This window comes from Nocardioides jiangsuensis (assembly GCF_019679455.1).
GTDB classification, from domain to species: Bacteria; Actinomycetota; Actinomycetes; order Propionibacteriales; family Nocardioidaceae; genus Nocardioides_C; species Nocardioides_C jiangsuensis.
Window position 1 is genome coordinate 1,571,176 of sequence record NZ_JAIEZQ010000001.1, and the last position, 25,813, is coordinate 1,596,988.

At 72.7% G+C, this 25,813-nt stretch carries 20 protein-coding genes; 7 read left to right on the forward strand and 13 right to left on the reverse strand.

The features are described 5' to 3' along the window. The first annotated feature begins 3 nt into the window (after window positions 1-3). The 5 genes from K1X13_RS07425 to K1X13_RS07445 are packed head-to-tail and all read left to right on the forward strand — an operon-like array spanning window position 4 to window position 6,855. Window positions 4-1,560 carry an FAD-linked oxidase C-terminal domain-containing protein gene (locus K1X13_RS07425; protein WP_221024295.1) on the forward strand — a complete coding sequence of 519 codons (1,557 nt, stop codon included), beginning with the start codon at window positions 4-6 and terminating at the stop codon, window positions 1,558-1,560. Then, on the forward strand, window positions 1,560-2,828 hold the full coding sequence (locus K1X13_RS07430; RefSeq protein WP_221024296.1) for an FAD-binding oxidoreductase: 1,269 nt from the start codon (window positions 1,560-1,562) through the stop codon (window positions 2,826-2,828). The genes K1X13_RS07425 and K1X13_RS07430 overlap by 1 nt, the downstream gene beginning before the upstream one ends. Then, window positions 2,829-4,223, forward strand: a complete 1,395-nt coding sequence (gene glcF / locus K1X13_RS07435) for a glycolate oxidase subunit GlcF (protein ID WP_225914546.1) — start codon at window positions 2,829-2,831, stop codon at window positions 4,221-4,223. A 41-nt stretch (window positions 4,224-4,264) separates the two neighbouring features. Next, complete coding sequence (locus K1X13_RS07440) at window positions 4,265-6,022, forward strand: L-lactate permease (RefSeq protein WP_221024297.1); 1,758 nt, start codon at window positions 4,265-4,267, stop codon at window positions 6,020-6,022. 20 nt (window positions 6,023-6,042) lie between these two features. Beyond that, on the forward strand, window positions 6,043-6,855 hold the full coding sequence (locus tag K1X13_RS07445; protein ID WP_221024298.1) for an IclR family transcriptional regulator: 813 nt from the start codon (window positions 6,043-6,045) through the stop codon (window positions 6,853-6,855). A 55-nt stretch (window positions 6,856-6,910) separates the two neighbouring features. Here K1X13_RS07445 and K1X13_RS07450 read toward each other — a convergent pair whose 3' ends face one another. Beyond that, complete coding sequence (locus tag K1X13_RS07450) at window positions 6,911-8,011, reverse strand: adenosine deaminase (RefSeq protein WP_221024299.1); 1,101 nt, start codon at window positions 8,009-8,011, stop codon at window positions 6,911-6,913. A 96-nt stretch (window positions 8,012-8,107) separates the two neighbouring features. Between K1X13_RS07450 and K1X13_RS07455 the strand changes: the two genes are divergently transcribed. Together K1X13_RS07455 and K1X13_RS07460 are read left to right on the forward strand one after the other, a co-directional pair. Then, window positions 8,108-10,477, forward strand: coding sequence for an FdhF/YdeP family oxidoreductase (locus K1X13_RS07455; RefSeq protein ID WP_221024300.1), 2,370 nt, complete (start codon window positions 8,108-8,110; stop codon window positions 10,475-10,477). Window positions 10,478-10,682: 205 nt separating this feature from the next. Further along, the gene (locus tag K1X13_RS07460) at window positions 10,683-12,053 is read left to right on the forward strand and encodes an HNH endonuclease signature motif containing protein (RefSeq protein WP_221024301.1); all 1,371 of its coding nucleotides are present in this window, start codon (window positions 10,683-10,685) and stop codon (window positions 12,051-12,053) included. 148 nt (window positions 12,054-12,201) lie between these two features. Here K1X13_RS07460 and K1X13_RS19890 read toward each other — a convergent pair whose 3' ends face one another. The 12 genes from K1X13_RS19890 to K1X13_RS07515 all read right to left on the reverse strand — a co-directional run bounded on the left by K1X13_RS19890 (window position 12,202) and on the right by K1X13_RS07515 (window position 25,719). Further along, window positions 12,202-12,303 carry an MFS transporter small subunit gene (locus tag K1X13_RS19890; protein WP_443678911.1) on the reverse strand — a complete coding sequence of 34 codons (102 nt, stop codon included), beginning with the start codon at window positions 12,301-12,303 and terminating at the stop codon, window positions 12,202-12,204. Between the two features lie 2 nt (window positions 12,304-12,305). Beyond that, window positions 12,306-13,709 (reverse strand): OFA family MFS transporter, encoded by a 1,404-nt coding sequence (locus tag K1X13_RS07465; RefSeq protein ID WP_221024302.1) that lies wholly within the window; start codon window positions 13,707-13,709, stop codon window positions 12,306-12,308. Between the two features lie 105 nt (window positions 13,710-13,814). After that, window positions 13,815-13,994: a hypothetical protein gene (locus K1X13_RS07470; RefSeq protein WP_221024303.1), complete on the reverse strand. Its 180-nt coding sequence runs from the start codon at window positions 13,992-13,994 to the stop codon at window positions 13,815-13,817. A 4-nt stretch (window positions 13,995-13,998) separates the two neighbouring features. After that, window positions 13,999-14,361 carry a hypothetical protein gene (locus K1X13_RS07475; RefSeq protein ID WP_221024304.1) on the reverse strand — a complete coding sequence of 121 codons (363 nt, stop codon included), beginning with the start codon at window positions 14,359-14,361 and terminating at the stop codon, window positions 13,999-14,001. Then, complete coding sequence (locus tag K1X13_RS07480; RefSeq protein ID WP_221024305.1) at window positions 14,358-16,163, reverse strand: hypothetical protein; 1,806 nt, start codon at window positions 16,161-16,163, stop codon at window positions 14,358-14,360. The genes K1X13_RS07475 and K1X13_RS07480 overlap by 4 nt, the downstream gene beginning before the upstream one ends. Before the next feature lie 22 nt (window positions 16,164-16,185). Next, window positions 16,186-18,606 carry a phosphotransferase gene (locus K1X13_RS07485; protein WP_221024306.1) on the reverse strand — a complete coding sequence of 807 codons (2,421 nt, stop codon included), beginning with the start codon at window positions 18,604-18,606 and terminating at the stop codon, window positions 16,186-16,188. Between the two features lie 3 nt (window positions 18,607-18,609). Further along, on the reverse strand, window positions 18,610-19,452 hold the full coding sequence (locus tag K1X13_RS07490; protein WP_221024307.1) for a glycoside hydrolase family 16 protein: 843 nt from the start codon (window positions 19,450-19,452) through the stop codon (window positions 18,610-18,612). Further along, entirely contained in the window at window positions 19,445-20,533 is a 1,089-nt protein-coding gene (locus tag K1X13_RS07495) for a GNAT family N-acetyltransferase (protein WP_221024308.1), read from the reverse strand. The genes K1X13_RS07490 and K1X13_RS07495 overlap by 8 nt, the downstream gene beginning before the upstream one ends. Further along, window positions 20,530-21,345, reverse strand: a complete 816-nt coding sequence (locus K1X13_RS07500) for a polysaccharide deacetylase family protein (RefSeq protein WP_221024309.1) — start codon at window positions 21,343-21,345, stop codon at window positions 20,530-20,532. Before K1X13_RS07500 ends, K1X13_RS07495 begins: the two co-directional genes overlap by 4 nt. Then, window positions 21,342-23,690 (reverse strand): glycosyltransferase family 2 protein, encoded by a 2,349-nt coding sequence (locus tag K1X13_RS19630; RefSeq protein WP_221024310.1) that lies wholly within the window; start codon window positions 23,688-23,690, stop codon window positions 21,342-21,344. Before K1X13_RS19630 ends, K1X13_RS07500 begins: the two co-directional genes overlap by 4 nt. Next, on the reverse strand, window positions 23,687-24,595 hold the full coding sequence (locus K1X13_RS07510; RefSeq protein ID WP_221024311.1) for a glycosyltransferase family 2 protein: 909 nt from the start codon (window positions 24,593-24,595) through the stop codon (window positions 23,687-23,689). The genes K1X13_RS19630 and K1X13_RS07510 overlap by 4 nt, the downstream gene beginning before the upstream one ends. Window positions 24,596-25,128: 533 nt before the next feature. Then, the gene (locus K1X13_RS07515) at window positions 25,129-25,719 is read right to left on the reverse strand and encodes a TetR/AcrR family transcriptional regulator (RefSeq protein ID WP_221024312.1); all 591 of its coding nucleotides are present in this window, start codon (window positions 25,717-25,719) and stop codon (window positions 25,129-25,131) included. Between the last annotated feature and the right edge of the window lie 94 nt (window positions 25,720-25,813).

Consider the following 25,813-nt stretch of genomic DNA (forward strand, 5'->3'; position numbering starts at 1 on the left):
GCGATGAGTGGCACGCACGGGACGAACCGGACCGCGGGTCCGGAGACGGGGCCGGTCCCGCCGGAGGCCACCCAGGCCACCGGTGAGACCGGGGACCGGGACCGGGCCCTCGCCGCGGTCACGCAGCGGGCCCGCGAGGTGGTCCCCGAGCCCGGGGTGATCACCGACCACGCGCGGCTGCGCACCTACGAGTGCGACGGCCTGGCCCACTACAAGGTCACCCCGGGACTGGTGGTGATCCCGGAGACGGTCGACCAGCTCGCCGCCGTCGTCCGCGCCTGCGCCGAGCACCAGCTGCCCTTCGTGGCCCGCGGTGCCGGCACCGGCCTGTCCGGAGGGGCGCTGCCCCGCGCGGACGGAGTCCTCGTGGTGACCTCACGGATGCGGACGATCCGGGAGGTACGGCGCGAGGACCAGCGTGCCGTCGTGGAGCCCGGGGTGATCAACCTCGACGTGACCCGGGCGGCGGCCCCGCACGGCTACTACTACGCGCCCGACCCGTCGAGCCAGCAGATCTGCTCGATCGGCGGCAACGTCGCGGAGAACTCCGGCGGCGCGCACTGCCTCAAGTACGGCTTCACCACCAACCACGTCCTGGGCGCCGAGCTGGTCACCCCGGACGGCGACGTGGTCCAGCTCGGCGGCGCCGCGCCCGACGCCCCCGGCTACGACCTGCTCGGTGCGGTGGTCGGCTCCGAGGGGACCCTCGGCATCGTCACCGCGGCCACGGTCCGGCTGGTGCGTGCGCCGGAGGAGGTCCGCACGATCCTCGCCGGCTTCGCCTCCACCGACCACGCGGGTGCGGCCACGTCGGCGATCATCGGCGCCGGGATCGTGCCGGCGGCCATCGAGATGATGGACGCCCTCGCGATCGAGGCGGCCGAGGAGGCCGTGCACTGCAACTACCCGGCCGGCGCCGGGGCGGTTCTGGTGATCGAGCTGGACGGCGCGGCGGTGGAGGTGGAGCACGAGTTCGGCGAGGTCGAGCGGCTCTGCCGGGAGCACGAGGCGTTCGAGCTCCGGGTCGCCACCGACCCGGCCGAGCGCGCGCTGATCTGGAAGGGCCGCAAGTCCGCGTTCGCCGCGGTCGGGCGGATCAGCCCGGACTACATCGTGCAGGACGGCGTGATCCCGCGGACCGCGCTGCCCGAGGTGCTGCGCGCCATCGCGGACCTCTCGGAGTCCTCCGGGGTCCGGGTCGCCAACGTGTTCCACGCCGGCGACGGGAACCTGCACCCGCTGGTGCTCTTCGACGAGTCGGTCGAGGGTGCGGGGGAGGCGGCCGAGAAGGTCAGCGGCGCCATCCTCGACCTGTGCATCGGCCACGGCGGATCGATCACCGGCGAGCACGGGGTCGGCATCGACAAGGCGGCCTACATGCCGCGCATGTTCAACGACGAGGACCTCGACACCATGCAGCTGGTCCGCTGCGCCTTCGACCCGAACAGCATCTCCAACCCCGGCAAGGTCTTCCCGACGCCGCGGCTGTGTGGCGAGGTGCCCGGGAAGCGCAAGGGCGTGCACCCGCTGCAGGAGTCCGGTCTGGCGGAGGTGTTCTGATGGCAGCGACCACCACGGTGGACGAGGCGGCGAGGCAGGCGCTCGCGTCCGCGTGCGAGCGGGTCGAGGACGCGACCGCGGCGGACGAGGTCGACGGGGTTGCCCCGGGGCTGGTGGCCCACCCGGGCTCGACCGCGCAGGTCGCGGAGGTGATGCGTGCGGCCGCCGGCCACGGGCTCACCGTCGTGGCCCGCGGACGCGGTACCAAGACCACCTGGGGCCTACCGCCCGCGAGGGCCGACCTGGTCGTGGACCTCAGCGGGATGGACCAGGTGCTCGACCACGCGGCGGGGGACCTGATCGTCGAGGCCCAGGCCGGCACCCGGCTCAGCGACGTCCAGCAGGCCGTCGCGGGGGCCCGGCAGCGGCTCGCGATCGACGAGACCGTGTCCGGCGCCAGCGTCGGCGGCACCCTCGCCGCCGGTACCAGCGGCCCCGGCCGGCTGGCCACCGGCACCATGCGCGACCTGCTCATCGGGGTCACCGTGGTGCGCGCCGACGGCGTGGTGGCCAAGGCCGGCGGCCGGGTGGTCAAGAACGTGGCCGGCTACGACGTCGGCAAGCTCGTGCACGGCTCCTTCGGCACCCTCGCCGTGGTCACCGAGGCGCTGTTCCGGCTGCACCCGCTGCCCGCGGCCCGCAGCTTCGTCTCCGTCCCGGTCGAGGACGCCGCCCACGCGCACCGGCTGACCCAGTCGGTGGTGCACGCCCAGGTCGTGCCCGGCGCGCTCGAGGTGGACATCCCCGCCGACGGCCCCGGCACGCTGACCGTCCTGCTCGAGGGCATCGTCGAGGGGGTGCTCGGCCGGACCTCGTCCACGCTCGACCTCCTCGGCCCGGCCGCGGCGGTGTCCGACGACGCCCCGGACGGCTGGGCCTCCTACCCGTGGCCGGTGGACGCCGCCGGCGACGAGCGGGCCACCGCGCTCAAGCTCACCTTCGCCCTGTCCGGGCTCGCCGACGTGCTCGAGGCGGCCCGCGACGCGGGCACCCCGGTGCACGTCCGCGGCTCCGCGGGCACCGGCGTGGTGTACGGCGCCGTACCCGCCGGCACCGACGTGGCCGCGGTGTCCGTGGCGGTCGACCGGCTGCGCGCGACCTGCACCAGCCACGGCGGCAGCCTCGTCGTGCTCGACGCCCCCGCCGCGGTGAAGCAGGCCGTGGACGTGTGGGGCCCCATCCCGGCCATCGACCTGATGCGCCGCGTCAAGGACCGGTTCGACCCAGACCACCGTCTCGCTTCGGGCCGGTTCGTGGGAGGTATCTGAATGACACAGCACGCACAGCAGCAGCCCAGCGCCGGCCCCCCGGCCGACGGCGGGTCGGTGAGTCTCGGGATGCCCTCGCTCATGGGCGCCTTCGACGACCACAACCCGCCGGACGCCGCCCTCGTCGGCGACTGCGTGCACTGCGGGTTCTGCCTGCCGACCTGCCCCACCTACGTGCTGTGGGGCGAGGAGATGGACTCCCCGCGCGGGCGCATCTACCTGATGAAGGAGGGCCTCGAGGGCGAGCCGATGTCGGACTCGATGGTCCAGCACTGGGACGCCTGCCTGGGCTGCATGGCCTGCGTGACCGCCTGTCCCTCCGGCGTGCAGTACGACAAGCTGATCGAGTCGACCCGCGCGCAGGTCGAGCGGCGCCACGAGCGCGACGGCAAGGACAAGGCGCTGCGCGGGCTGATCTTCTCGATCTTCCCGCACCCGAAGCGGCTGCGGCTGCTGCGCGGACCGCTGCGCGGCTACCAGAAGCTCGGGCTCGACCGCCTCGTCCGGCGGACCGGCCTGCTGGAGCGGATGGCGCCCCAGCTCGCCGCGATGGAGGGCCTCGCGCCCCGCCTCGGGCGGCCCGAGCCGCTGCCGCCGCGGATCGAGGCCACCGGCACCCGACGCGCGGTGGTCGGCCTGCTCACCGGGTGCGTGCAGGGCGCCTTCTTCCCCGGCGTGAACTCCGCCACCGCCCGCGTCCTCCGGGCGGAGGGCTGCGAGATCGTCGTACCCCCCTCGCAGGGGTGCTGCGGCGCGCTGTCCGTGCACAACGGCCGGGAGGCCGAGGCGCAGAAGTACGCCCGGTCGGTGATCGACGCCTTCGACGACGCCGACGTCGAGTACATCGTGGTCAACGCCGCCGGCTGCGGGTCGACGATGAAGGAGTACGCCGACCTGCTCGCCGACGACGCGCGGTACGCCGAGCGGGCGAAGGCCTTCGCGGAGAAGGTGCGCGACGTCTCGGAGATCCTCGCCGAGCTCGGTCCGGTCGCCCCGCGGCACCCGCTGCCGATGAGCGTGGCCTACCACGACGCCTGCCACCTCGCGCACGCCCAGGGCGTGCGCAGCCAGCCGCGGCAGCTGCTCACGGGCATCCCCGGCCTGGAGCTGCGCGAGATCGCCGAGGGAGAGCTGTGCTGCGGCTCGGCGGGCATCTACAACATCCTCAACCCGGAACCGGCCCGCGAGCTCGGTGACCGGAAGGCCGCCAACATCGTGGCGACCGGGGCCGAGGTCCTGGTCACCGCGAACCCCGGGTGCCTGATGCAGGTCACCTCCGCCATCGAACGCTCCGGACACCCGATGGGCATGGCCCACACGATCGAGGTGCTCGACGCGTCCATTCGTGGGCTGCCCGCCCACGAGCTCACCGCAGCAGCACAGCACCGCCCGTAGGAAGCACCCGTCACGCTCCACTCACAACCCGAGGTAGAGGCATGTTCCAGCAGATCCTTGACCCGGTCGGTGGGTCGCTCGTACTGAGCGCCCTCTCAGCGGCCATCCCACTCGTCACGTTGTTCATCCTCCTCGGAGGACTGCGCATGAAGGCCTGGATGGCCGGGCTCATCTCGCTCGCGGTCGCGCTGTTCGTGGCGGTGGTCCTGTTCGAGATGCCGTTCGGGCAGGCCCTGCTCGCCGGCAGTGAGGGCGCCGCGTTCGGCTTCTTCCCGATCCTGTGGATCGTGATCAACGCGATCTGGGTCTACAACCTCACCGTGGAGACCGGGCACTTCGGGGTGCTGCGCCGCTCGTTCGAGCTGGTCAGCCCGGACCACCGGATCCAGGCGATCATCATCGCGTTCTGCTTCGGCGCGCTGCTCGAGGCCCTGGCCGGCTTCGGCACGCCGGTGGCGATCACCGTGGTGATGCTGCTCGCGCTCGGCTTCGAGCCGATCAAGGCGGCGGCGGTGGCGCTGATCGCGAACACCGCACCGGTCGCCTTCGGTGCGCTGGCCACTCCGATCGTCACGCTGGCCGAGGTGACCTCGGGCGTCAACAACGACCCGCGGCTCAACATCGACACCCTCGGTGGCATGGTCGGCCGGCAGACGCCGATCCTCGCGGTGATCGTGCCGCTGGTGCTGGTCCTCGTGGTCGACGGCAAGCGTGGCCTGCGCCAGACCTGGCTGCCCGCCCTGGTCGCCGGTCTCTCCTTCGGTGTCGCGCAGTTCGTGGCGGCCAACTACATCTCGGTCCCGCTGACCGACATCGTGGCCTCGCTGGTCGCCGCCGCTGCCGTGGTCGGCCTGCTCCGGGTGTGGAAGCCCGCCGAGGCGATCACCACCGCCGAGACCGAGACGACCGGTGCCGCCGGAGGTGCCGGCGGTGTCGGCGCCGAGTCGACCGTGGGCGGCCAGGCCACCCGGCACGCTGCCGCGAACGCGCCCGGTGGGACCTCCCGGACGGGTTCCGGCACGGGCGCCGGCACCGACGGCCCGGTCAGGGACGGCCGCGGCGAGGTCGCGAAGGCCTACGCGCCGTACCTGGTGATCATCGCGATCTTCTCGATCGCCAACATCCCCGCGGTCAAGGAGGCCCTCGCCCAGGAGCCGTGGACCTTCGCGTTCGCGTGGCCCGGGCTCGAGGTCGCGAACTCCGCCGGTGAGCCGCTCGCGTCCACGACGTTCAACTTCAACTGGTTCCCGGCCGCCGGAACCCTGATGATCTTCGCCGGCATCATCACCGCGCTGATCCTCAAGATCTCCCCGGCCCGTGCACTCAAGACGTACGCCGCGACGTACCACGAGCTGCGCTGGGCGATCGTCACGGTGATGGCGGTCCTCGCCCTGGCCTACGTGATGAACCTGTCCGGCCAGACCACGACGCTGGGTGTCTGGCTCGCCGGGACCGGCGGCCTGTTCGTGCTGCTCTCGCCGATCCTCGGCTGGATCGGGGTCGCGGTGACCGGCTCGGACACCTCCGCGAACGCGCTCTTCGGCGCTCTCCAGGTGCAGACCGCGGCCCAGGCCGGGCTCGACCCGGTCCTGCTCGCCGCGGCGAACTCCTCGGGTGGCGTGATGGGCAAGATGGTCAGCCCGCAGAACCTCGCCATCGCGGCGGCCGCGGTGGGCATGGCGGGCCGGGAGGGTGACATCTTCCGCAGGGTGCTGGGATGGAGCCTGGTGCTGCTGGCGTTGATGTGCCTGATCGTCTTCCTGCAGTCGACGCCCGTGCTCGGGTGGATGGTTCCCTAGCGAGGTCAGAGGTGGCGGACATGGACGGAGCTGCAGAGGTCGCGGACGCGCGCGTTCGCGCCCCGGGCTCCGTCCAGTCCGTCGACCGGGCCCTCGACGTGCTCGAGACCCTCGCCGGGTCCGACGCGCCGATGGGCGTGGGCGAGGTGGCGGAGCTGACCGGGCTGCCGCAGGGCACCGCCCACCGGCTGCTCCGCAGCCTCCAGGCCCGCGGCTACGTCCGCCACGACATCTCCCGCAAGTACTCCGTCGGCTCCGCGGCGCTGCGCCTCGGCGAGGCGGCCCAGCGGTCCCTGGCGCGCACGGCGCGCCCCTATCTCAACGAGCTCGTCGCCCTGTCCGGGGAGACCGCCAACCTCGCGGTCCTCGAGGGCGACGACGTCGTCTACGTGGCGCAGGTGCCCTCGCCGCACACGCTCCGGATGTTCGCGGAGGTCGGCCGGCACGTCCCGCCGCACTCCACGGCGGTCGGCAAGGTGCTGCTCGCCGCGCTGCCGCAGGAGCGGGCGATCGGGCTGGTGCGCCGTACCGGCCTGCCGCGCTACACCGAGCACACGATCACGAGGGTGGCCGACTTCACCGCCGAGCTCGAGCGCACCCGCGAGCGCGGCTGGGCCGCGGACGAGGGGGAGCAGGAGATCGGCGTGCGGTGCGTCGCGGTGCCGGTCGGCGAGGGCCGCAAGGTGACCGCGGCGCTGTCTCTGTCCGGGCCGGCGGAGCGGTTCGCCGGGTCGGCCGAGCCGGGCCTGGTCGAGCAGATGGTCGCCGTGGCGCAGGCGTTCGCCGCCAGCCTCGCCGGCGCGGAGGCGCGGGCGGCCACCGGGCCCGCCTGACTGGTTCCGCCCGGCGTGGAGGTTCGGCCGCCGGTCCGCGGACCGCGGAGGGGGCTCAGGCGCCGGTGCTGCCGATGCTGCTGCCTGCGGCCCCGCCGGCGGTGGTGCCCGTGGTGTGCGCGACGAGGTAGCCGTCGATCTCGGCCGACAGCGCGGCCTTGCCGGCGTCGTCCATGAACGACGCGTCCACCGCGTTGTGGGCGAGCCCGGCGATGCCGGCCTCGTCGAGGTCGAGCAGCCGGGCGGCGATCTCGTACTCCCGGTTGAGGTGGGTGCCGAACATCGGCGGGTCGTCGCTGTTGACGGTGACGGTGACGCCGGCCTGCACCATGGCCCGGATCGGGTGCACGTCGAGGTGCTCCACGGCCCGGGTGGCGATGTTGGAGGTGGGGCAGACCTCGAGCGGGATGCCGTGCGCGGCGAGGTGCTCGAGCAGCGCGGGGTCCTGCGCCGCGGAGGTGCCGTGGCCGATCCGCTCGGCGCCGAGGTCGTTCAGCGCGTCCCAGACGGTCTGCGGACCGGTGGTCTCCCCGGCGTGGGGGACGCTGCGCAGCCCGGCGGCCCGGGCCTGGTCGAAGTACGGCTTGAACTGCGGCCGCGGCACCCCGATCTCGGGGCCGCCGAGGCCGAACCCGACCAGGGAGGACGGGCCGTGGTCGAGCGCCGCGCGCAGGGTGCCCTCGGCGGCGGGCAGGCCGGACTCGCCGGGGATGTCGAAGATCCACTGGAGCGCGATGCCGTGGTCCCGCTCGGCGGCCACCCGGGCGTCCTCGATGGCCTCGACGAACAGCTCCGGCGCGATCCCGCGCAGCTCGGACGTGTACGGCGTCATGGTGAGCTCGGCGTACCGGATGTTCTGGCCGGCCATCTCGCGCGCGACCTCGTAGGTGAGCCGTCGTACGTCCTCGCCGTCCACGATCAGGTCGACCACCGACAGGTAGACCTCGACGAAGTGCGCGAAGTCACGGAAGGCGAAGTACTCCGCGAGCGCGGCGGGGTCGCTGGGGACCCGGCCGGGGTGGCGCGCGGCGAGCTTCGCGACGGTCTCGGGCGAGGCGGAGCCGACGTGGTGCACGTGGAGCTCGGCCTTCGGCAGGCCGGCGATGAACGCGGCGTACGGTGAGGGGGAGTGCGGCGTCTGGTTCGTCGAGACCATGGGGCACAGTGTGCAGCATGGTGCCCGGCGGGGTTTGAGTCGCCGTGGTTGAGGCACTAGGAAGTACTCAGAAGACGGAACCGCTCGGAGGCACCGATGACCACGCACGCACCCAGGGAAGACATCGACGAGGCAGACGTCGAGGTCAAGAAGCCGAAGCGTGCCGCAGCCGGCGCCACCGCCGTCGCGGTCTCGATGAAGCGGGCGATCAGCCAGATGGGCGTTTCGCGCACCGCCCGGACCCTGCTGCGGCTGAACCAGGCAGAGGGCTTCGACTGCCAGGGCTGCGCGTGGCCCGACCCCGACCCGTCGCACCGGCACACCGCCGAGTTCTGCGAGAACGGCGCCAAGGCGGTCACCGAGGAGGCCACGAAGCGCCGCGTCGACCCGGCGTTCTTCCGGCAGCACTCGGTCCGCGAGCTCGCGGACCGCACCGACTACTGGCTGGGGCAGCAGGGCCGGATCACCGAGCCGATGGTGCTCCGTGAGGGCGCCACCCACTACGAGCCGATCTCGTGGGACGACGCGTTCGGGCTGGTCGCGGGCCACCTGAACGGGCTCGCCAGCCCCGACGAGGCGCTGTTCTACACGTCGGGACGCACTTCCAACGAGGCGGCATTCGCCTACCAGCTCTTCGTGCGCGCCTACGGCACGAACAACATGCCCGACTGTTCGAACATGTGCCACGAGTCGACCTCGATCGCTCTCGCCGAGGTGATCGGCATCGGCAAGGGCAGCGTGTCGCTGCAGGACGTGCACGAGGCGAAGCTGATCGTCGTGATCGGGCAGAACCCCGGCACGAACCACCCCCGGATGCTCACCGCGCTCGAGCAGGCCAAGAAGAACGGCGCGAAGATCCTCGCGGTGAACCCGCTGAAGGAAGCGGGGCTGATCAAGTTCAACAACCCGCAGAAGCCGGCCGGCCTGATCGGCCACGGCACCGAGCTCGCCGACGAGTTCCTCCCGGTCCGGATCAACGGGGACCTCGCGCTGTTCCAGGCGATCGGCCACCTGCTGCTGCAGACCGGCCACGTCGACCACGACTTCGTTCAGCGGCACACCACCGGCTTCGACGAGTGGGCCGACAGCCTCAAGGAGCTCGACTGGGCGGCGGTGGAGCGGGCCACGGGCCTGAGCCGCGAGCAGATCGAGATGGCCGCGCAGATGTTCCGCGACTCCGACGCGACGGTCATCTGCTGGGCGATGGGCATCACCCAGCACCGCAACGCGGTGGCCACGATCAAGGAGATCACCAACGTCGCCCTCATGCAGGGCAACATCGGCAAGCCCGGCGCCGGCCTCTGCCCGGTCCGCGGGCACTCCAACGTGCAGGGCGACCGCACGATGGGGATCTGGGAGCGTCCGCCGCAGCACTTCCTCGACGCGATCCAGGCGGAGTTCGGGTTCGACCCGCCGCGCGAGCACGGGCTCGACACCGTCGAGTCGATCCGGGCGCTGCGCGACGGCAAGGCGAAGGTCTTCATCGCGATGGGCGGGAACTTCACGGCCGCCGCGCCGGACACCGACGTGACCGAGCAGGCGATGCGCAACGCCGACCTCACGGTGCAGGTGTCGACGAAGCTCAACCGCTCCCACGTCGTACCGGGCAAGTCCGCGCTGATCCTCCCGGCTCTAGGCCGCAGCGAGAAGGACATGACCGGCGGGCGCGAGCAGCGGGTCACCGTCGAGGACTCCATGTCCGCGGTGCACGCCTCCAGGGGGCCGCTCAAGCCGGCCAGCAAGCACCTGCGCAGCGAGGTGGACATCGTCTGCTCGCTCGCGCTGGCCACGCTGGGCGACCGCTACGACATCCCGTGGGAGTCGTTCCGTTCCGACTACACCGAGATCCGCCGCCGGATCAGCCGCGTGGTGCCGGGCTGCGAGGCGTACGACGAGAAGGTGGACCGTCCCGGTGGGTTCGTGCTGCCGCACCCGCCGCGTGACACGCGGACCTTCCCGACCAAGGAGGGCGCGGCGGTCTTCACGGTGAGCCCGCTCGACATCCTCCATGTGCCCGAGGGGCGGCTGCTGCTTCAGACGCTGCGCTCGCACGACCAGTTCAACACCACGATCTACGGGCTCGACGACCGCTACCGCGGCGTCTCCGGCGGGCGTCGTGTGGTCTTCCTGCACCCCGCCGACATCGACATGCTGGGGCTGGAGGTCGACCAGTTCGTCGACCTGGTCAGCGAGTGGGAGGACGGCTCCGAGCGCAAGGCCAACGGCTTCCGGGTGATCTCCTACGACCAGCCGAGGGGCTGCGCCGCGGCGTACTACCCGGAGACGAACCCGCTGATCCCGCTGGACTCCACCGCGATCGGCAGCAACTGCCCCACGTCGAAGTCGGTCATCGTGCGGCTGATCCCGGCCGACGAGACGCCGGGCGGGGCGATCTCGGGAGCCGGTGGTTCGCTCGGCAAGGACGAGGGGCACAAGTCCCGGGTGGCGCCGAACCAGCTGAGCTGACGGTCCGTCGGTCCTCGCGTCGGGTTTGCGGCGGGGCCCGGGAAGCCTCCGCCGAAGGGCGGCCGAGCACGTGCTCGGCCGCCCTTCGGCGTCTGTCGGAGCGTCCGCTCGCCTGGGCGCGGAGCTGCCGCCGGAGCTGCAGCGATTCCTTGCGTCCTTGTCCTCTCTCGGAGAACTGTCGGTGGTCGGCTCTAGACTCGAACACATGTTCGACACACTCGGAGGACTCGACCCGGCCGCGGTGGTAGACCGTGCGGTGGCCCGGCGGCGTGCCGCGGATGCGGCGGAGGCGGAGCTGTTGGGGTTGGCCGCGCACTGGGCGGACCTGCACCCGGTGCCGGCCGGGGACGGGTCGCCGGACCGGGTCCGGGTGCCGGGGATGGAGCGGTCGATGCGGTTGGCCGGACCCGGGACGCCGGAGGTGGCGGAGTTCGCGGCCGCGGAGCTGGCCTCGGCACTGGGCCTGTCGACCGCGGCCGGGCAGCTGCTGGTCGGCGACGCGTTGGAGCTGCGGCACCGGCTGCCGCGGTTGTGGGCGGCGGTGGCGACCGGGACGCTGCCGGCGTGGCGGGCCCGGCTGCTCGCACAGCGCACCCGGTGCCTGCCGGTGGAGGCCGCGGGCTGGGTGGACGCGCAGGTGGTCGGGTTCGCGCACAAGATCGGCACCGCCCGGGTGGTCGCCCTGGTCGAGGCCGCGCTGCTCCGGTTCGACCCCGAGCAGGCCGAACGGCGGGCGCTGGCGGCCGCGGAGCGGCGCGGGGTGTGGGTCGGCGACGAGATGACCGACGGGACCCGGTCGATCCGGATCGAGGCCGACGCACTGGACGCGGCCGCGTTCGGGGCCACGATCGGCCGAATCGCCGACGTGCTCGGCGCGCTCGGCGACGACGACCTGGCCGACGTGCGCCGGGCGAAGGCGGTCGGCGTGATCGCCGACCCCCAGAGCACCCTGGACCTGCTCAGCGGCCCCGGGCCCCAGGCCGACCAGGAAGAGAACCCGGGCGCTCTCGACACCGCGCGGACCGCCTCTCGCCGCCGCGGCGGCCGGGCGGCGCGGGTGGTGCTCTACGTGCACCTGCACGCCGACGCCCTCCGGTTCCACGGTGCCCCCGCGACCGAGGCCGGACGGGGCGGGGCGGTCGGCCGGGTCGAGGGTCTCGGGGCGGTCACCGTGCAGCAGATCCGGGACTGGGTCGGCCGGACCGACGTCACCATCACCCCGGTCCTCGACCTCGGCGACCGGGCGAGCGTGGACGCCTACGAGGTCCCGGACCGGATGCGGGAGACGGTGCTGCTGCGCAGCCCGTGCTGCCCGTTTCCCTGGTGCAACAACCTCACTCGCCGCAAGGACCTCGACCACGTCCGGCCCTACCTGCCGCCCAGTGCCGGCGGACCACCGGGGCAGACCACCCCGGGCAACCTCGCCCCGCTGTGCCGGCGACATCACCGGCTGAAGACCCACGGCGGCTGGAGCTACACCCAACCCGAACCCGGCACCTACCTGTGGCGCTCACCCCACGGCCGCCGCTACCGCGTCGACCACACCGGCACCGCACCCCTCGACCACACCGCCTGACCGCGAACCCACGCCACGGGGCGGCGGAGCCTGCCCTCCACCGCCCAGCCGGCCCGACCCTGAAGCCCAAGACCTGGTCGGGCATGCAGAAGGGGCGGCGGAGCATGTGCTCCGCCGCCCCTTCGTGGGGAGCGATTGCGCCCGGGCGTCAGCCCGCGAAGAGCGTGCTCGCCTTGCGGACGGTCTCGAAGAGGCCGTACGCCAGCGGCAGGCCGACGAGCGCCCAGCTGGCTGCGATACGTGCGGTCATGGTCAGCTCCTCACGCCGGCAGCGGCCGGCTCGGGCTCGGTCTCGGTCTTCGGCTCGTGGTGCTTCTCGCTGACCGGCTTCACCATCAGGTTGGCGAGGAACCCGACCGCGAGCAGGCACACCATGGTGAGCAGCGCCGGGCGGTACGCCTCGGCCGTGAGCTCGCCGGGGGTGCCCTGCGCATCGAGGAAGGCGTTCACGATGAGCGGCCCGGCGACACCGGCGGCCGACCACGCGGTCAGCAGGCGGCCGTGGATCGCGCCGACCTGGAAGGTACCGAAGAGGTCGCGCAGGTACGCCGGGACCGTCGAGAACCCACCGCCGTAGAACGACAGGATCACGAACGCCAGCAGCACGAACAGCGCCGTGGACGTCTGGCCGATCAGGGCCAGCGTGATGTACGCCGCCATCCCGACGCCGAGGTAGACCATGTAGATCGGCTTGCGGCCGATGTGGTCCGAGGTGGTCGACCACGCGAAGCGGCCCGCCATGTTCCCGATCGACAGGACGCCGACGAAGCCGCCGGCGACCGTGGCGCTGACGGCAGAGGTGCCGCCCTCACGGAAGAAGTCCTGGATCATCGGAGCGGCCTGCTCGAGGATGCCGATGCCCGCGGTCACGTTGCAGAACAGCACGGTCCACAGCAGCCAGAACTGCGGCGTCCTGATCGCGTTGTTCGCGGAGACGTTCGCGGTGGTGACCATCGCCCGCTCCTTGAGCTGGGCGGGATCGAAGCCCTCGGGCTTCCAGTCGTCGGCGGGGACCCGGACGGTCGCGGCCCCGAACATCATGAACACGAAGTAGACCGCCGCCAGCGTCAGGAAGAGCATGGCGACCGCGGAGCCGCTGGCGACCGAGGTCGGGTCGGTGGCGTCGTACGACGGGTCGTAGAGCGCCATGAGCCGCGAGCTCAGCGGGCTCGCCACGAGCGCACCGCCGCCGAAGCCCATGATCGCCATGCCGGTCGCCAGACCCGGACGGTCCGGGAACCACTTGATCAGCGTGGAGACGGGGGAGATGTAGCCGATACCGAGGCCGATACCGCCGATGACGCCGTATCCGAGGTAGACCAGCCACAGCTGGTGGGTGCTGATGCCGAGCGCACCGATCAGGAAGCCGGAGCACCAGAAGACCGCGGAGACGACCATCGCCGCGCGCGGGCCGTTGCGGTCGACCCAGGTGCCGAAGAACGCGGCCGACAGGCCGAGCATGACGATCGCGATCGAGAAGATCACGCCGATCGCGGTGAGGCTGGTGTCGAAGTGGGCCACGAGCGCGTTCTTGTACACGCTGGTGGCGTAGACCTGGCCGATGCAGAGATGAACCGCGAGCGCGGCGGGTGGGATCAGCCAGCGGCTGTACCCCGGGCCGGCGACGATGCGCTGCCGGCTGAGGATGGACGACATACGGGCTCCTCGGGAGTGGTGTGCGTTGGGTCACGGTGCCCAAAGTGGTGGATTTTTACACCACAACCAACCACGCCCGGGGGACCCTGCCCCGCCCGGGGCTCCTCAGCCCGAGACCATCTCCAGCACCCGCAGCAGGAAGATCACCGCCACCAGCGCGCTCAAGGTGGTCACCACCGACGGCAGCCGCTCCTCCCACGCCGCCTGAGGTGTCGCGTGGTGGGCGCGCAGCAGCGTCTGCACGACCAGGACACCGACGAGCGCGATGACGGGAAGCGACTCCATCGCCCTACCTCCCCCGCTCCACGACGGCCGGCCGGAACACCCCGGCGACGACCAGCTGTACGGCGGCGCCGCCCACCGTGACCACGGAGAGCGCCAGCAGACCTCCCAGCGGCGACCACATGTCGGTGAAGACCATGACCTGCCCCACCACCACCCCGAGCCCGATGCTGACCGCCGCGCCCAGCGCCAGCTCCAGCAGCGGGCTCCCCACCCGCAGCAACGGCACGAACGCCATCCCGGGGCAGACCAGCAGGAACCAGCCCACCAGCAGCGGCTGGAGCGGCGCCCCGAACCCGGCCACCACGCTGGTGACGGCCAGCAGCGCGGAGAGCGGCGCGAGCACCGCCCACGCCGAGGGCCGGCTCATCGGGCACCACCCGTGGCCGTCGGTTCGCCGCTCTCGACGAGCTGGGTCCGCAGGACGAAGACGCTGGCGTCCTCGTTGTGGAGGACGGCCCGGAACGCGCGTGACTTCAACAGGGCCTCCTCGATCGACTGGAGCCCGCCGCCGGGCATCTCGCCGAGGGCCTCGGTCTCGGCCTTCTGGGAGCGGGTGATGACCAGGTACGACGCCGCGTAGGAGGAGTCGCCCATCCAGCGTCGGAGCACCCGGACCGGGTGCTGCACCATCTCGAGCCGGTCCTCCTCGGCCTCCCGGGCGATCGGCACGTAGGTGAACCGGTCGTAGTTCTCGAACTGCGCGGGGTAGTTGCGCGAGCCCTCCACGAGGAGGGTGCCGGGCGGCGCCACGTCGTACACGTACTCGGCGGCGGCCACCTCGCGCTCGGTGAAGTGGTACTGCCGGTCGTTGCCGAACAGCGAGAACAGCAGACCGACCATCAGTGCGAGGCTGACGCCCAGCAGCACCCGCATGCGGTGCGGCGTGACCACGGAGCTGGGTGGCCACAGGAGCGCGGCGGCGAAGAAGGCCAGGCCCGGCAGCGCGAACAGGTACGCCCGGAACAGGATCTCGTGTCCGTACGGGCTGAACATGACGATCGTGAACGGCACCGCCGCGAGGAAGAACGCCGTGTAGCCGCGGTGCCCCCGCCGCAGTCGCGCGATGACCCCGGCCCCGGCGAGCAGCACCACCGCCACGGTCTGGGCCCGGCTCATCATCGACACCAGGAGCTGGCCGGTGCTGATCGCGTCGTACTGGATCAGGGTGCCCTCGACGTTCTCGTCCACCGCGCCGATCGCGGCGAGCGCCTCCGTGAGGGTGGTCTCGGTGAACGGCGCGGCGACGTACAGCAGCCAGCCGCCCACCAGCACCGTGACCAGCAGCGGGAGGGTGGTGGCGTTGGTGCGCTGAGTCAGCACCAGCACGGTCACCGTCAGGAGCGTCACGACCGGGGTCAGCTGGTGCGTGCTGACGATGCAGAACAGCAGCAGCAGGACCACGCCCATCAGCCCTGCGCGCCGGGCGGGGGTGGTCACCGCGTGGGTCACGCCCGCGGCCGGGCGCCCCGGGAACCAGTGCACCAGCAGTGCCACCACGAGCAGGTACCACGCGTAGCTGATCGCCTGCGGGGACCAGTAGCCCTGGCCCACCCAGTTGCCGAGCACGAAGATCCAGGCGGCCACGGCCACCGTCCGCGGGTCGTCGGTGAGCCCGCGCAGCAGCGCCACCACCGCGGCGACGGTGAGCAGGTTGAAGAAGACCTCCGCCCAGGCGGCGTAGCTCATCGCGGAGTCCAGCCCGGCGAGGTCGGTGAGCATGGCGTTGAAGGCGAAGAAGCCGGGCCAGCTGTGGTAGACGGTGAGGACGTCGATGAACGGGTCCACCCCGCCCGTCCGGTCGATGTAGTCGACGATCCCGGCGTGCTTCCAGGCCCAGGAGTACCGCGCCGTGTCGTACACCAGCGGCGGGGTCAGGTAGACCATCAGCGTGAGCGCCAGCGGGTACGCCGTGAGCAGCCGTGCGCCCGTCCCGGGGACCCGGAGCAGCGCCAGGCCGAAGCTCAGGGCCAGCGCGGCCAGGGCGACGAAGGCGGTCACCGGCAGCACCGACACCAGGCCGAGGTCGGTCATCTCCCCGGGGTCGACGCGGGACAGCGACCAGAACCACAGCGCCATCACGGCCGCGATCTCGGCGAAGGCGGTGACCGTGGCCCGGTCCGGTGTTCCTCGCGCGTGGCGTCCCGCCGGCTCGGCGTCCGTCGAGGTCACGATGGCCATCTCGTCTCCCGCGTCATGCCGAGCTGGTCGTGGACTCCTGGGGCGGGCTGCCCCACGGGGCCCAGGCGAGCCCGGGATGACCGGCCTGGTCGAGCTGGTCGAGCTGGTCGAGCACCACGTCCACGTTGCGCGCGGCCCACACCGAGCGCGGAGCGTAGTGGTCGGTCTTGGCGACGATCCCGCTGACGTGGTGCAGCCAGGTGAGCAGCACCAGCACCGGGTCGTCGAGTGGGTCTCCGGTCGGCTCGGCCGCCTGGTTCCCCGGCTGTACGGCGCCCGCCGCCCCGTCCCGCGCCCGGGGCAGCAGGTCGCACACCAGGTCGCCGAGCTCGCGGCCCTCGGTCAGCATCCGGACGGTCAGCAGGAGGTGGACGACGTCGACCTGGGGCAGTCCGGTGGACGTCGCGCGCTCCCAGTCCACCAGCCCGCACACCTGCCGGCCGTCGGTGGAGAGCAGCACGTTGCCGGGCGCGAGGTCGCCGTGCACCCAGCCGACGCTGACCTCCCGGCCCTCGAGCCCGGCCCGGAGCACGTCGCGCAGCCGGTCCAGGGCGGCGGGGATCGACCGTCCGGCGTCGGTGTACCAGCCGGCCAGGACCGCGACCGGCTCGTCCACCCAGGCACGGAGCAGCGGATCGTCGACGCGGGCCGCCCTGCCCGTGCTCGTGTGCAGCGTCGCGGCCGACGCCAGGAGGGACGCCACCCCCGCGTCGCGGGCGGCGGAGCCCAGCACCGCGCGGCCGTCCTCGCCCGGCAGCAGCTCCTCGACCACGACCAGGTCGCCCCGGGCGGTGCGGGCGCTCCCCAGCCGGCGCGGCAGCACGCACGTCCACGCCCCGAGCCGCGGGTCGCCGGCCAGGGTGTCCACGACCCCGCCGGTGTGGGTGAGCGCCTCGGTGCCCGCGGGGGTCCGGGCGTACTTCAGCAGCGCCGCGGGGGAGCCGGCGCCGAGCAGCGCGACGGACACGTCGCCCACCGTCGTCACCACGCGCAGCACCCGCCACGCCGGGTCCAGCCCGAGAGCCCGGGCGACGGCGGGGTAGTCGGAGCGCAGCAGCCGGAGCTCCCGGCGCCGGCGCACCCGCTCCCGGACACCGCGGACCGGGCGCACCAGCCGGGTCAGCAGGCGCGCGTCGAGGTGAGGCAGCCACAGCGGCAGCAGCACGGTGAGGAGCACGCCCGTGGCGGCGACCGCCTGGGTGAGCAGCCAGGCCACACCGATCCCGGCCAGGCCGTAGGTCTCCAGCAGCAGAGCGCTCAGCGCGAGCGCTCCGACGTTGACCACCAGCGTCACCACGACGAGCCGCAGCATCCGGCCCTGCACCCGCTCCACCGCGCTGTAGACCACGATCACCGCCGACGGGATCGCCGACAGGGCCAGCAGCCGGAGGACCGTGGTGGCGCCCTCGGCGTACTGGGGCCCGAAGACCCGCATCATCAGGGGTGCGAGGAGCACCGTGGCGGCGACGAGCGGCGCGAGCAGCACCCCGGTCTGTACGGCGGCGCGGTAGCTGTACTCACCGAGCCGGGCCGGCTCCGTCGCCCCCTCGACCAGCAGGGAGGTCGCCATGCCCCGGCTGACCAGGTAGAGCGTGTAGGAGATGCTCCACGCGATCGAGAAGTACGCCGCCTCCGCGTCCCCGGAGAGCTCCAGCACCAGGATCGGCAGGGCACTGATCAGCCCGGTCCCGGCCAGCGCCACGACGTAGTCGGCCGCGACGAAGCGGGCGATGGGGCGCACCGCGACCGACGCCCGCGCGGGCGCGGCGTCCGCCACCCGGCCGGCCACCAGCCGACGGAACATCAGCACGTTGCCGACCACGAGCAGCGGGACCATGGACACCGTCCAGGCGAGGAAGATCCCGGTCCGCATCGCCACCACCGCGGGCAGGAGCAGGACCAGCAGCTTGACGGCGCCGAAGACGGTGTTCTTGCCGAGGACCCAGCTCGAGCGGCGCAGCCCCGAGAGCGCGCCGTCCTGGAGGACGAAGAGCGACCACAGCGCCAGCGCCAGCATGAACCAGGCGGACAGGCGGGGGTCGCGGCTCACGAACGCGAGCTCGGGCGACCACCGCGCGGTCCCCGCGAGGAACACCAGCCCGACCACGACCGACATCCCCACGCTCGCCAGGTAGCAGCCGAGGATCACCCGCCCGGTGCGCCGACCGGCACCGGGCAGGAACCGGTTCAGCACGTTGGACAGGTTTAGCTGCGAGATCGTCGAGAGCAGGGTCAGCGCCGCGATCAGGGCGGCGTTCACCCCCACCGTGCCGACGTCGTACCTTCGTGCCGCGACCACCCAGAACGCCATGCCGAGGACCGCGGCGCTCCCGGAGTTGAGCACGAGCGCGTAGCCGTTGCGGATCAGCGGGTGGCGCAGGTGGCGCAGCAGGCGCACGCGCAGGCCGGCCGGCGGGTTCCTCGGTGTGGCCATGGCTCACGGCCTGCGTTTCCACACACGCACGTAGTCCACCACCATGGCGGCGGGGAACTCCGTGGCCGCGGTCGGCGGTCCCGGCCAGTCCCCGCCGACGGCGAGGTTGAAGATGAGGTACATCCGCTCGTCCGGGACGTACCGCTCCCGCTTGAAGGTCCACATCCGGCGCCCGTCGACGTACCAGACGAGCTGCTCGGGGGACCAGTCCAGGGTGTAGCGGTGCCACGTCGCGGTGGTGTCAGGGAGGCGTAGTCCGTCGCCGGGATTGCGCTCCCGGCCGTGCTCGTCGGTGAAGTGGAAGTGCGCGCGCACGAGCCGCGGCGTGTGCCCGAGCACCTCGACGACGTCGATCTCGGGATCGGACCGGTGGCTCACGGGCAGCATCCACATCGCCGGCCAGAGCCCCTGGCCCTCGGGCAGCCGCATCCGCGTCTCGACCCGGCCGTACCGGAACCCGAACCGCGGCGGCTTCGACAGCCGGTCGGTACTGCGGCCGGTCGTGACCATGCCGGAGGTGAAGGGGTAGATGCGCCCGTCCGAGCCGCGCACCGCCTGCCGGCGGGCGGTCAGGCGCAGCACGCCGTCGTCGACGCTCACGTTGCCCCTGCGGTACCACTGCCGCTCGTTGTTGCCGCTGTTGGTGCAGCCGTCGTCGTCCCACCAGTAGCAGGTCGTCCACCGGCCGCGGTCGAGGCTCGACCGGTCGAACTCGTCGCCGAAGACCTTCCGCCAGCCGGCCATGGCGTCGGTGGGCTCGCTCTCGGGGACGAGGCAGCTGGTGAGGCCGGCCGCGAGGACCAGGGCCACCAGCACCCCGAGCAGGCGGAGCGACGGCCTACGCACCGCGGAACCCGATCACGCGTTTGACCGCACCGCGCAGCGCGGCGTCGGCGCGGGTGAGCGGCAGCCGCTCCACCCAGTACTCCGCGTACGGCGTCGCGACCGCGCCGAACCGGCTCTTGAACTGCGACAGGCCGTCGGAGTCCCCGGACTCGCCCATGTGGTAGCTGGCGCAGCCGGCCCGGCAGGCGTCCTCGATGGCCACCTTGTGCAGCAGCCGGTTGGCCTGGGAGGGGCCGGCCAGCTCGGGGTCCATGGCGCCGCGGGTGTAGTGCGCGTTGCGGCCGCGGAGCACCAGGATCGCGGCGGCCGGCTTCCCCTGGTACCAGGCCACCGACACGCGGCACCCCTCGCCCATCAGGTCCGCGATGGTCGCGAACTTGTGCAGCGGGTCCCGCCGGTGCAGCCGCAGGTGCGCGAGCCGGGAGGGCTCGTGCTGGTGCTCGGCCCACCGGTCGGTGGACATCTCCAGCAGGCGGTAGAGCTCCGGCAGCAGCCGCCCGGTCGTGTCCGTCTCGACCTCGACGCCGAGCTGCTCGGCCCGGCGGACCTGGGTCCGGGTCTGGGAGCGGAACCGCTCCCGCCAGACCACGTCGAACCCTCCGCTCAGGTCGAGGACGTGCGCGCAGGCCGGCCGGGTGGAGACACCCGTCCGGCCCCGTGCGGCCCGGGCCCAGGCCTCCGCGTGCTGCGGGTTGGGCCGTACGTGGATGCGCAGTGCCGGTTCTCCCCGGAGGTCGTCGAGCACCGTCGCGACCAGGCCGGGTGTCACCTCCCGGTCGGAGAGGAGTCCGCCGAAGCCCCAGCCGTTCGGCATCGACTCGCGGCCCGCGGCGTGCGGGGGCCGGTGCGCCCGCCGGGCCAGGGGCAGCAGCGCGCTGCCCCCGTCGGCGGTGCGGTAGAGGCGGCTCGCGTCGACGTACCCGCCGTTGGTGCAGAGGGCGTCGAGCCACTCCGGGGACTGGGTGGGCATCGCCTGCGGGTCGGCGGCGACCAGCTCCCGCCAAGCCGACCGCGGCGCGGGGGAGACGACGGTGGGCGGAGCCCGCCCGACGCCGGTGGTGGCGTGCCGTGTGGTGCTCATGCGTGCCGCCCCTCTCGGGCGCCGGGCGAGACCGCGTGCACGCCACGGCGGACCGCACGCCACGCGCCCGTCCGCCAGCGAGACGGGTACGGCGCCTGGGGGAGGCCGTGACCCTGCAGCAGCCGGTCGAGCTCGGGCACGGTGGTGTCCGCGTGGACGATGATCCGGGCGAGGCCGAACACGTCGTCCTCGGTGGAGGACATGGCGTGACGGACCGCCGCGGCCGAACAGAAACCCGCGTCCACGACCTGCTGACGCACCCGCGGCCCGTGGTAGCCGTGCGGGTAGGCGAAGCTGCGCATCGGCCGCTGAAGGTGGTCCTCCAGCACGCGCCGGCTTCGGACGATCTGGTCCCTCGCGGCGCGCTTCCCGATCTCGTCGAGCTTGGGGTGGGTGTGGCTGTGGGCGCCGACCTCCACGCCGCGCTCGGCGACGTCCTGGAGCTCGGCCCACGTCAGCATCCGCCGGTCGCCCTCGCCCTCGCGCTCCAGCCACCGTGCGGTGCGCCCGACGTACCCGGAGGTGACGTAGAGCGTGGCGGGGAACCCGTGCCGCTCGAGGACGGGGAGCGCCGCGGTGTGGAAGTCGGCGAACCCGTCGTCGAAGGTGACCAGCACCGGCTTCTCCGGCAGGGCGGGTCCGTGGCCGGTGGCCGCGCCCTCGAGCCGGCTCACCGTGACTGGCCGGTAGCCCTCCGCCGCGAGGTGGTCCATGTGCGCGGCGAACAGCGCCGGGCTGACCGTCCAGGGACGGAAGCGAGGCGAGGCCTCGTCGGCGATGCTGTGGTACAGCAGGATCGGCACACGGCTCATCGGGTGCTCGCCGCCTTCGCGCGGCGTGCGTCCTGGGCGCCCCGGGCGTAGGCGAGGGGGCCCTGGGCGACGCCGAGCAGCCGCAGCCGCAGCAGCTCCCGCCGGCGGGCGGACGGGTCCTCGGACCCGTCCACGTCCTCGCCGGAGCGTGCAGCCCCGGACCCGGTCAGCAGGTGCCGTACGGCGCGGGGTCCGAGCCGGACGAAGTCCACGAGCACCGACGGCCGCCGTACCGCAAGCCGGGTGAGGTACGCCGACAGCCCCGCCCCGTAGTCGAGGGCCTGGGCGCGCACGGCCTCGAGCTCGCGCCGGTGGTGGTGGTGGTGGTGCACGATCGCCGCTGGCTCGTAGACCAGCGCGTACCCCGCCAGGATCACGTCGACGAAGGCGGCCAGGTCGTCGCCGCCCCGGCCGCGGCTGCCGGCCCCGAGCGCGGGGTCGAAGCCGCCGAGCTCGCGCAGCACGGAGGTGCGGAAGGCCATGTTGGCGCCGGAGCCGAGGCTGCCCGCGGTGTAGGGGAAGAGCGGGTCCGCCGGCCGCGAGCCGTCCAGGTTGAACCGGCGCCGCTCGAAGCCCTTCCCGAAGTCGCCCTGCTCCTCGATCAGCGCCTGCGCGACGGTCTCCAGCTCGGCGGGCCAGATCAGGCCGGTCACGCAGCCGACGTCGTCCGCCGCGGCGAGCTGCGCCACCAGCGCGCGGACCCAGCCGGGGTCCACGACCACGTCGTCGTCGGTGAACGCGACGACCGGGTTGTGCACGAGGCTCAACCCGGTGTTGTGGGCGCGCGCGAGCCCCGGTACGTCGTCGCGCACGTACCGCACCTGTGGGTAGCGCCGTGTCACCACGTCGTAGGTGGCCGACGAGCTCGGGGCGTTGTCCACGACGACCACGTCCAGGTCCGGGTAGCCGGTGGCGAGGACGGAGTCCAGGCAACGGCACAGCGCCTCGGGCCGGTCATGGGTCGCGATCACCACCGACGCCGCGAGCCCGCCCGGCATCGCCGCGCCCGCAGCCGTCTCGTCGGGGGAGGACTCCCCGGGTGCGGCTGCGGCCTGGAAACGGGCGCGGATGGGGGTCAGCTCCCTGGCGCCAAGACCACCCGCGACGAGATCGGTGTCCAGCACACCCACGGGCCGGCCGCCCTGACGCACCAGGACACGGCCACGCTCGTAGGTGCGGCCGGTCTCGAGGTCCACCTGAGGCGCGACCGGCCGCGGGTCGGTGAGCTCGAGCTCGACGAGGCGCACCGGTCGGAACGGCCGGGTCGGCCCGTCGGCGTCGGCCACGGGAAGCTCCTCGGCCACGGGAAGCTCCTCGGCCACGGGAAGGTCCTCGGGCACGGGAAGGTCCTCGGGCACGGAGAGGTCCTCGGGCACGGAGGCCGGACGGCGCCGGCGCCACTGCCCGTACCGGCCGTGCGCGTAGCCGGCCGCGGTGACGGTCAGCCCCAGGACGATCATGCCGGCGCGGGCGAGCCCGGCGGCGTCACGCTCGCGGACCGCCGCACCCACCCCTCGCGCGACCCCGGACGGCAGGGTCCGGGTGACGTAGGTGCGCTCCGTGCTCAGCCCGTCGTGGGCCCCGACCAGCTCGGACACGGCGGCCTTGGAGTGCCCCTCGGCGAGGCAGCGCCGGGCGAAGTACGACACCCTCTCGCGGGCCGGGGTGACCCGGTGCAGGACGCGCGCGGTGGGCTCGAAGACGATCCTCGCCTCCGGCCGGCGACGCCGGACCCGGATGCACAGCTCGGTCTCCTCGCAGCCGGTCGGCGCCGTGCCGACCCGGCCGACGGCGGCGGAGAACCGCTCACCCTCGGCGAACACCTCGGCCCGGAAGGCCATGGCGGCGCCGATGACGTTGCGGACGTCGCCGCCGTGCTCGGGGAGCCCGCGGTAGGAGCAGCCGACGATCCAGTCGAACTCGCGCGGCCACCAGCGCGGGCGCTCGCTGCTCCAGCGGGGGAGGGCGGCCCCTCCGACCGCGACCACCTCTGGCTCGGCGAACGGTGCGAGCAGCCGCTCAAGCCAGTCCGGCTCCGGGACCGCGTCGTCGTCCAGGAAGGCGATGATGCTGCCCGAGGCCGCCTCGACGCCGGTGTTGCGGGCTCCCGAGAGTCCCCTCCCACGGTCGTTCGCCACGACGGCCACGCGCGACCCCCACGCCTGCTCCGAGCGCAGCCGCAGGACGTCGTTGTGGTCGATGACGAGCACCACCTCGTCGGGACGGCGGGACTGGCTCTGCAGGGCCGCCAGCGCGTCGGTGAGGTCTCCCCAGCGATCCTCGGTGAAGGCGCACACCACCACGGAGACGGTGTGGTCCCCCGCGCCGGCCGAGGACTGGGTCACCGCTCGACCGCCGGGTGCCCGTTGCTGCTCCGCGCCCGCGCCGCGGTGGGCTGCTCGGGGATCAGCGGAGTCACCTGCGCCTGGAACGACCCGGTGGCGTCCACGACCGCGTCGTCGTGCTGCGCCACGGCCGGGGTCGGCTCGGGCAGCAGCCCGTGCACGGCCTCGCGCGGCGCGGCCATGGTGCCGTGGTAGCGCGCCGACAGCGCCGGGCTCTCCGACCAGATCCGGCCGACCACGCGGAAGCCGTCGCGGATCGCGCTGAGGTTGCTGACCCCGTGGATGCGCCGGCACTCGTAGCTGGGCACCTCCCAGACCCGCAACGCCGCCTTCGCCGCGCGCACGTTGATCACGGTCTCCACCTCGAAGCCGCGCCCGAAGGGCGATTCCGCGTCGGTGACGCCGGCGGCGCCGAGCTGGGGACGCGGGGTCTCCAGCAGGGTCAGGCAGTCTGCCCAGAACGCGTTGAAGCCGTAGCAGAGGTCGGTGTAGCTGGTGCCGTAGATCCGGTTGACCAGCCCGCACAGGGCCCGGTTGCCGAGGCGGCGCGACCGTGTGATGTCGGCGCTGCCCCCGCCCTGCGCGAACCTCGAGCCCTTGACCAGGTCGGCCCCGGCCACCAGCGCCCCCACGAACCGCGGGATCTCGGCGGGGTCGGTGGACCCGTCCGCGTCGAGCGTGACCAGGATGTCGCCCCGTGCCTCCGAGAGCCCGGTCGACAGGGCGTTGCCCTTGCCGTTGCCGACCTGCCGGACGATCCGCACGTCGGGGCGCAGCGAGCGCGCCACCTCGATGGTGTCGTCGGTGGAGCTCCCGTCGACCACGATCACCTCGTAGAGGTGCGCCGGGAGCCGCGCGAAGACGGCCGGGAGGTTCCGAGCCTCGTTCCTGGTCGGGATGACCACGCTGACGCGTGGGTGCTTCAGGTTGCGTCGAGGCCGGTCGTGGACCAGGCACCCGACGGTGTGAATCTGTTTTGTGGTGGAGTCTTCCCCAGTGTGCGCGTGCCCCATCGATACCCGCCCCAATTCACGACCAACCACGGCCGATCGCCGTTTCCCCGTTGGCCTTTCTAGATTTCTTCGACCGTACGGGCACGGCGCGATCGGCCGCTACGAAACCGAAGAAAAACATTGCCATAGTGTCGCTCGACACAGGCATTTAACGGGCAAGCCTTTACCTTTTCCGCAAGCCTCTCGCGGCTGCCGGAACCCCTGCCCATACAGGTGAACGGTGGAGGATCGATGACCGTAAGTGCTGTTCGCGACAACCGGGTAGGACTTCGGGACAAATGTCCGAAATGGCCAATGTCCGAAATGACTGTCGATGGTCGTTATCTCTTTTATCGACGGAGTGCGAGATATTCGACCTGATTGCCGCTACGCCGCGATACTCACGATTAGCCGTAATAAGGCGACGCGCGGACCGGGGTACGTCGTCAGCGTGAAATCGCGCCGACCATGTTCAGGGCCAGCTCGCAGTAGTGGGCCGCGACGTCCTCGGGGTCCCACTCGCCCTCGTCGCGGAACCACCGGGCCACGTCGATGCCCAGGGAGAGCAGGGCGAGCGCCGTCATCCTCGGGTTCGAGGTGGTGAACGCGCCGAGGCGTACGCCGTCCTCGACCACGTCGCGCAGCTCCTGCTCGATCGCCCGGCGCAGACCCGCGATCTCCTCGAGGTGGGCGGGGCTGAGTGCCGCGAGCTCGTAGTTCACGATCCGGGCGCTGGTGTGGTTGCGTGCATGGTGGACCACGAATCCGCGCACCACGGCGACCAGCCGGCCCACCGGCTCGTCCGCGCTGGCCACCCCCTCCTGGACCAGGCGCAGGGTCAGCTCGTGCCCGGTGCGGGAGATCAGGTGGAGCAGGTCCTCCTTGGATCGGTGGTGCACGTAGAGCGCGGCCGGGCTCATGCCCGCGGCGGAGGCGATGTCGCGGGTCGTGGTGCCGTGGAAGCCCTTGGAGGCGAAGGACTCGACCGCGGCCGCGACCAGCCGGTCCCGGGCGTCGGTCCTGGTGACCTGGCTCACAGGGTCACCGGTCCGCGGGGTGTTGACGGGGGAGTGGCACGTCGGGAACGCTAGGCCACACGCCGTGAGATAAGCAAGCGCTTAGTCACGCTCG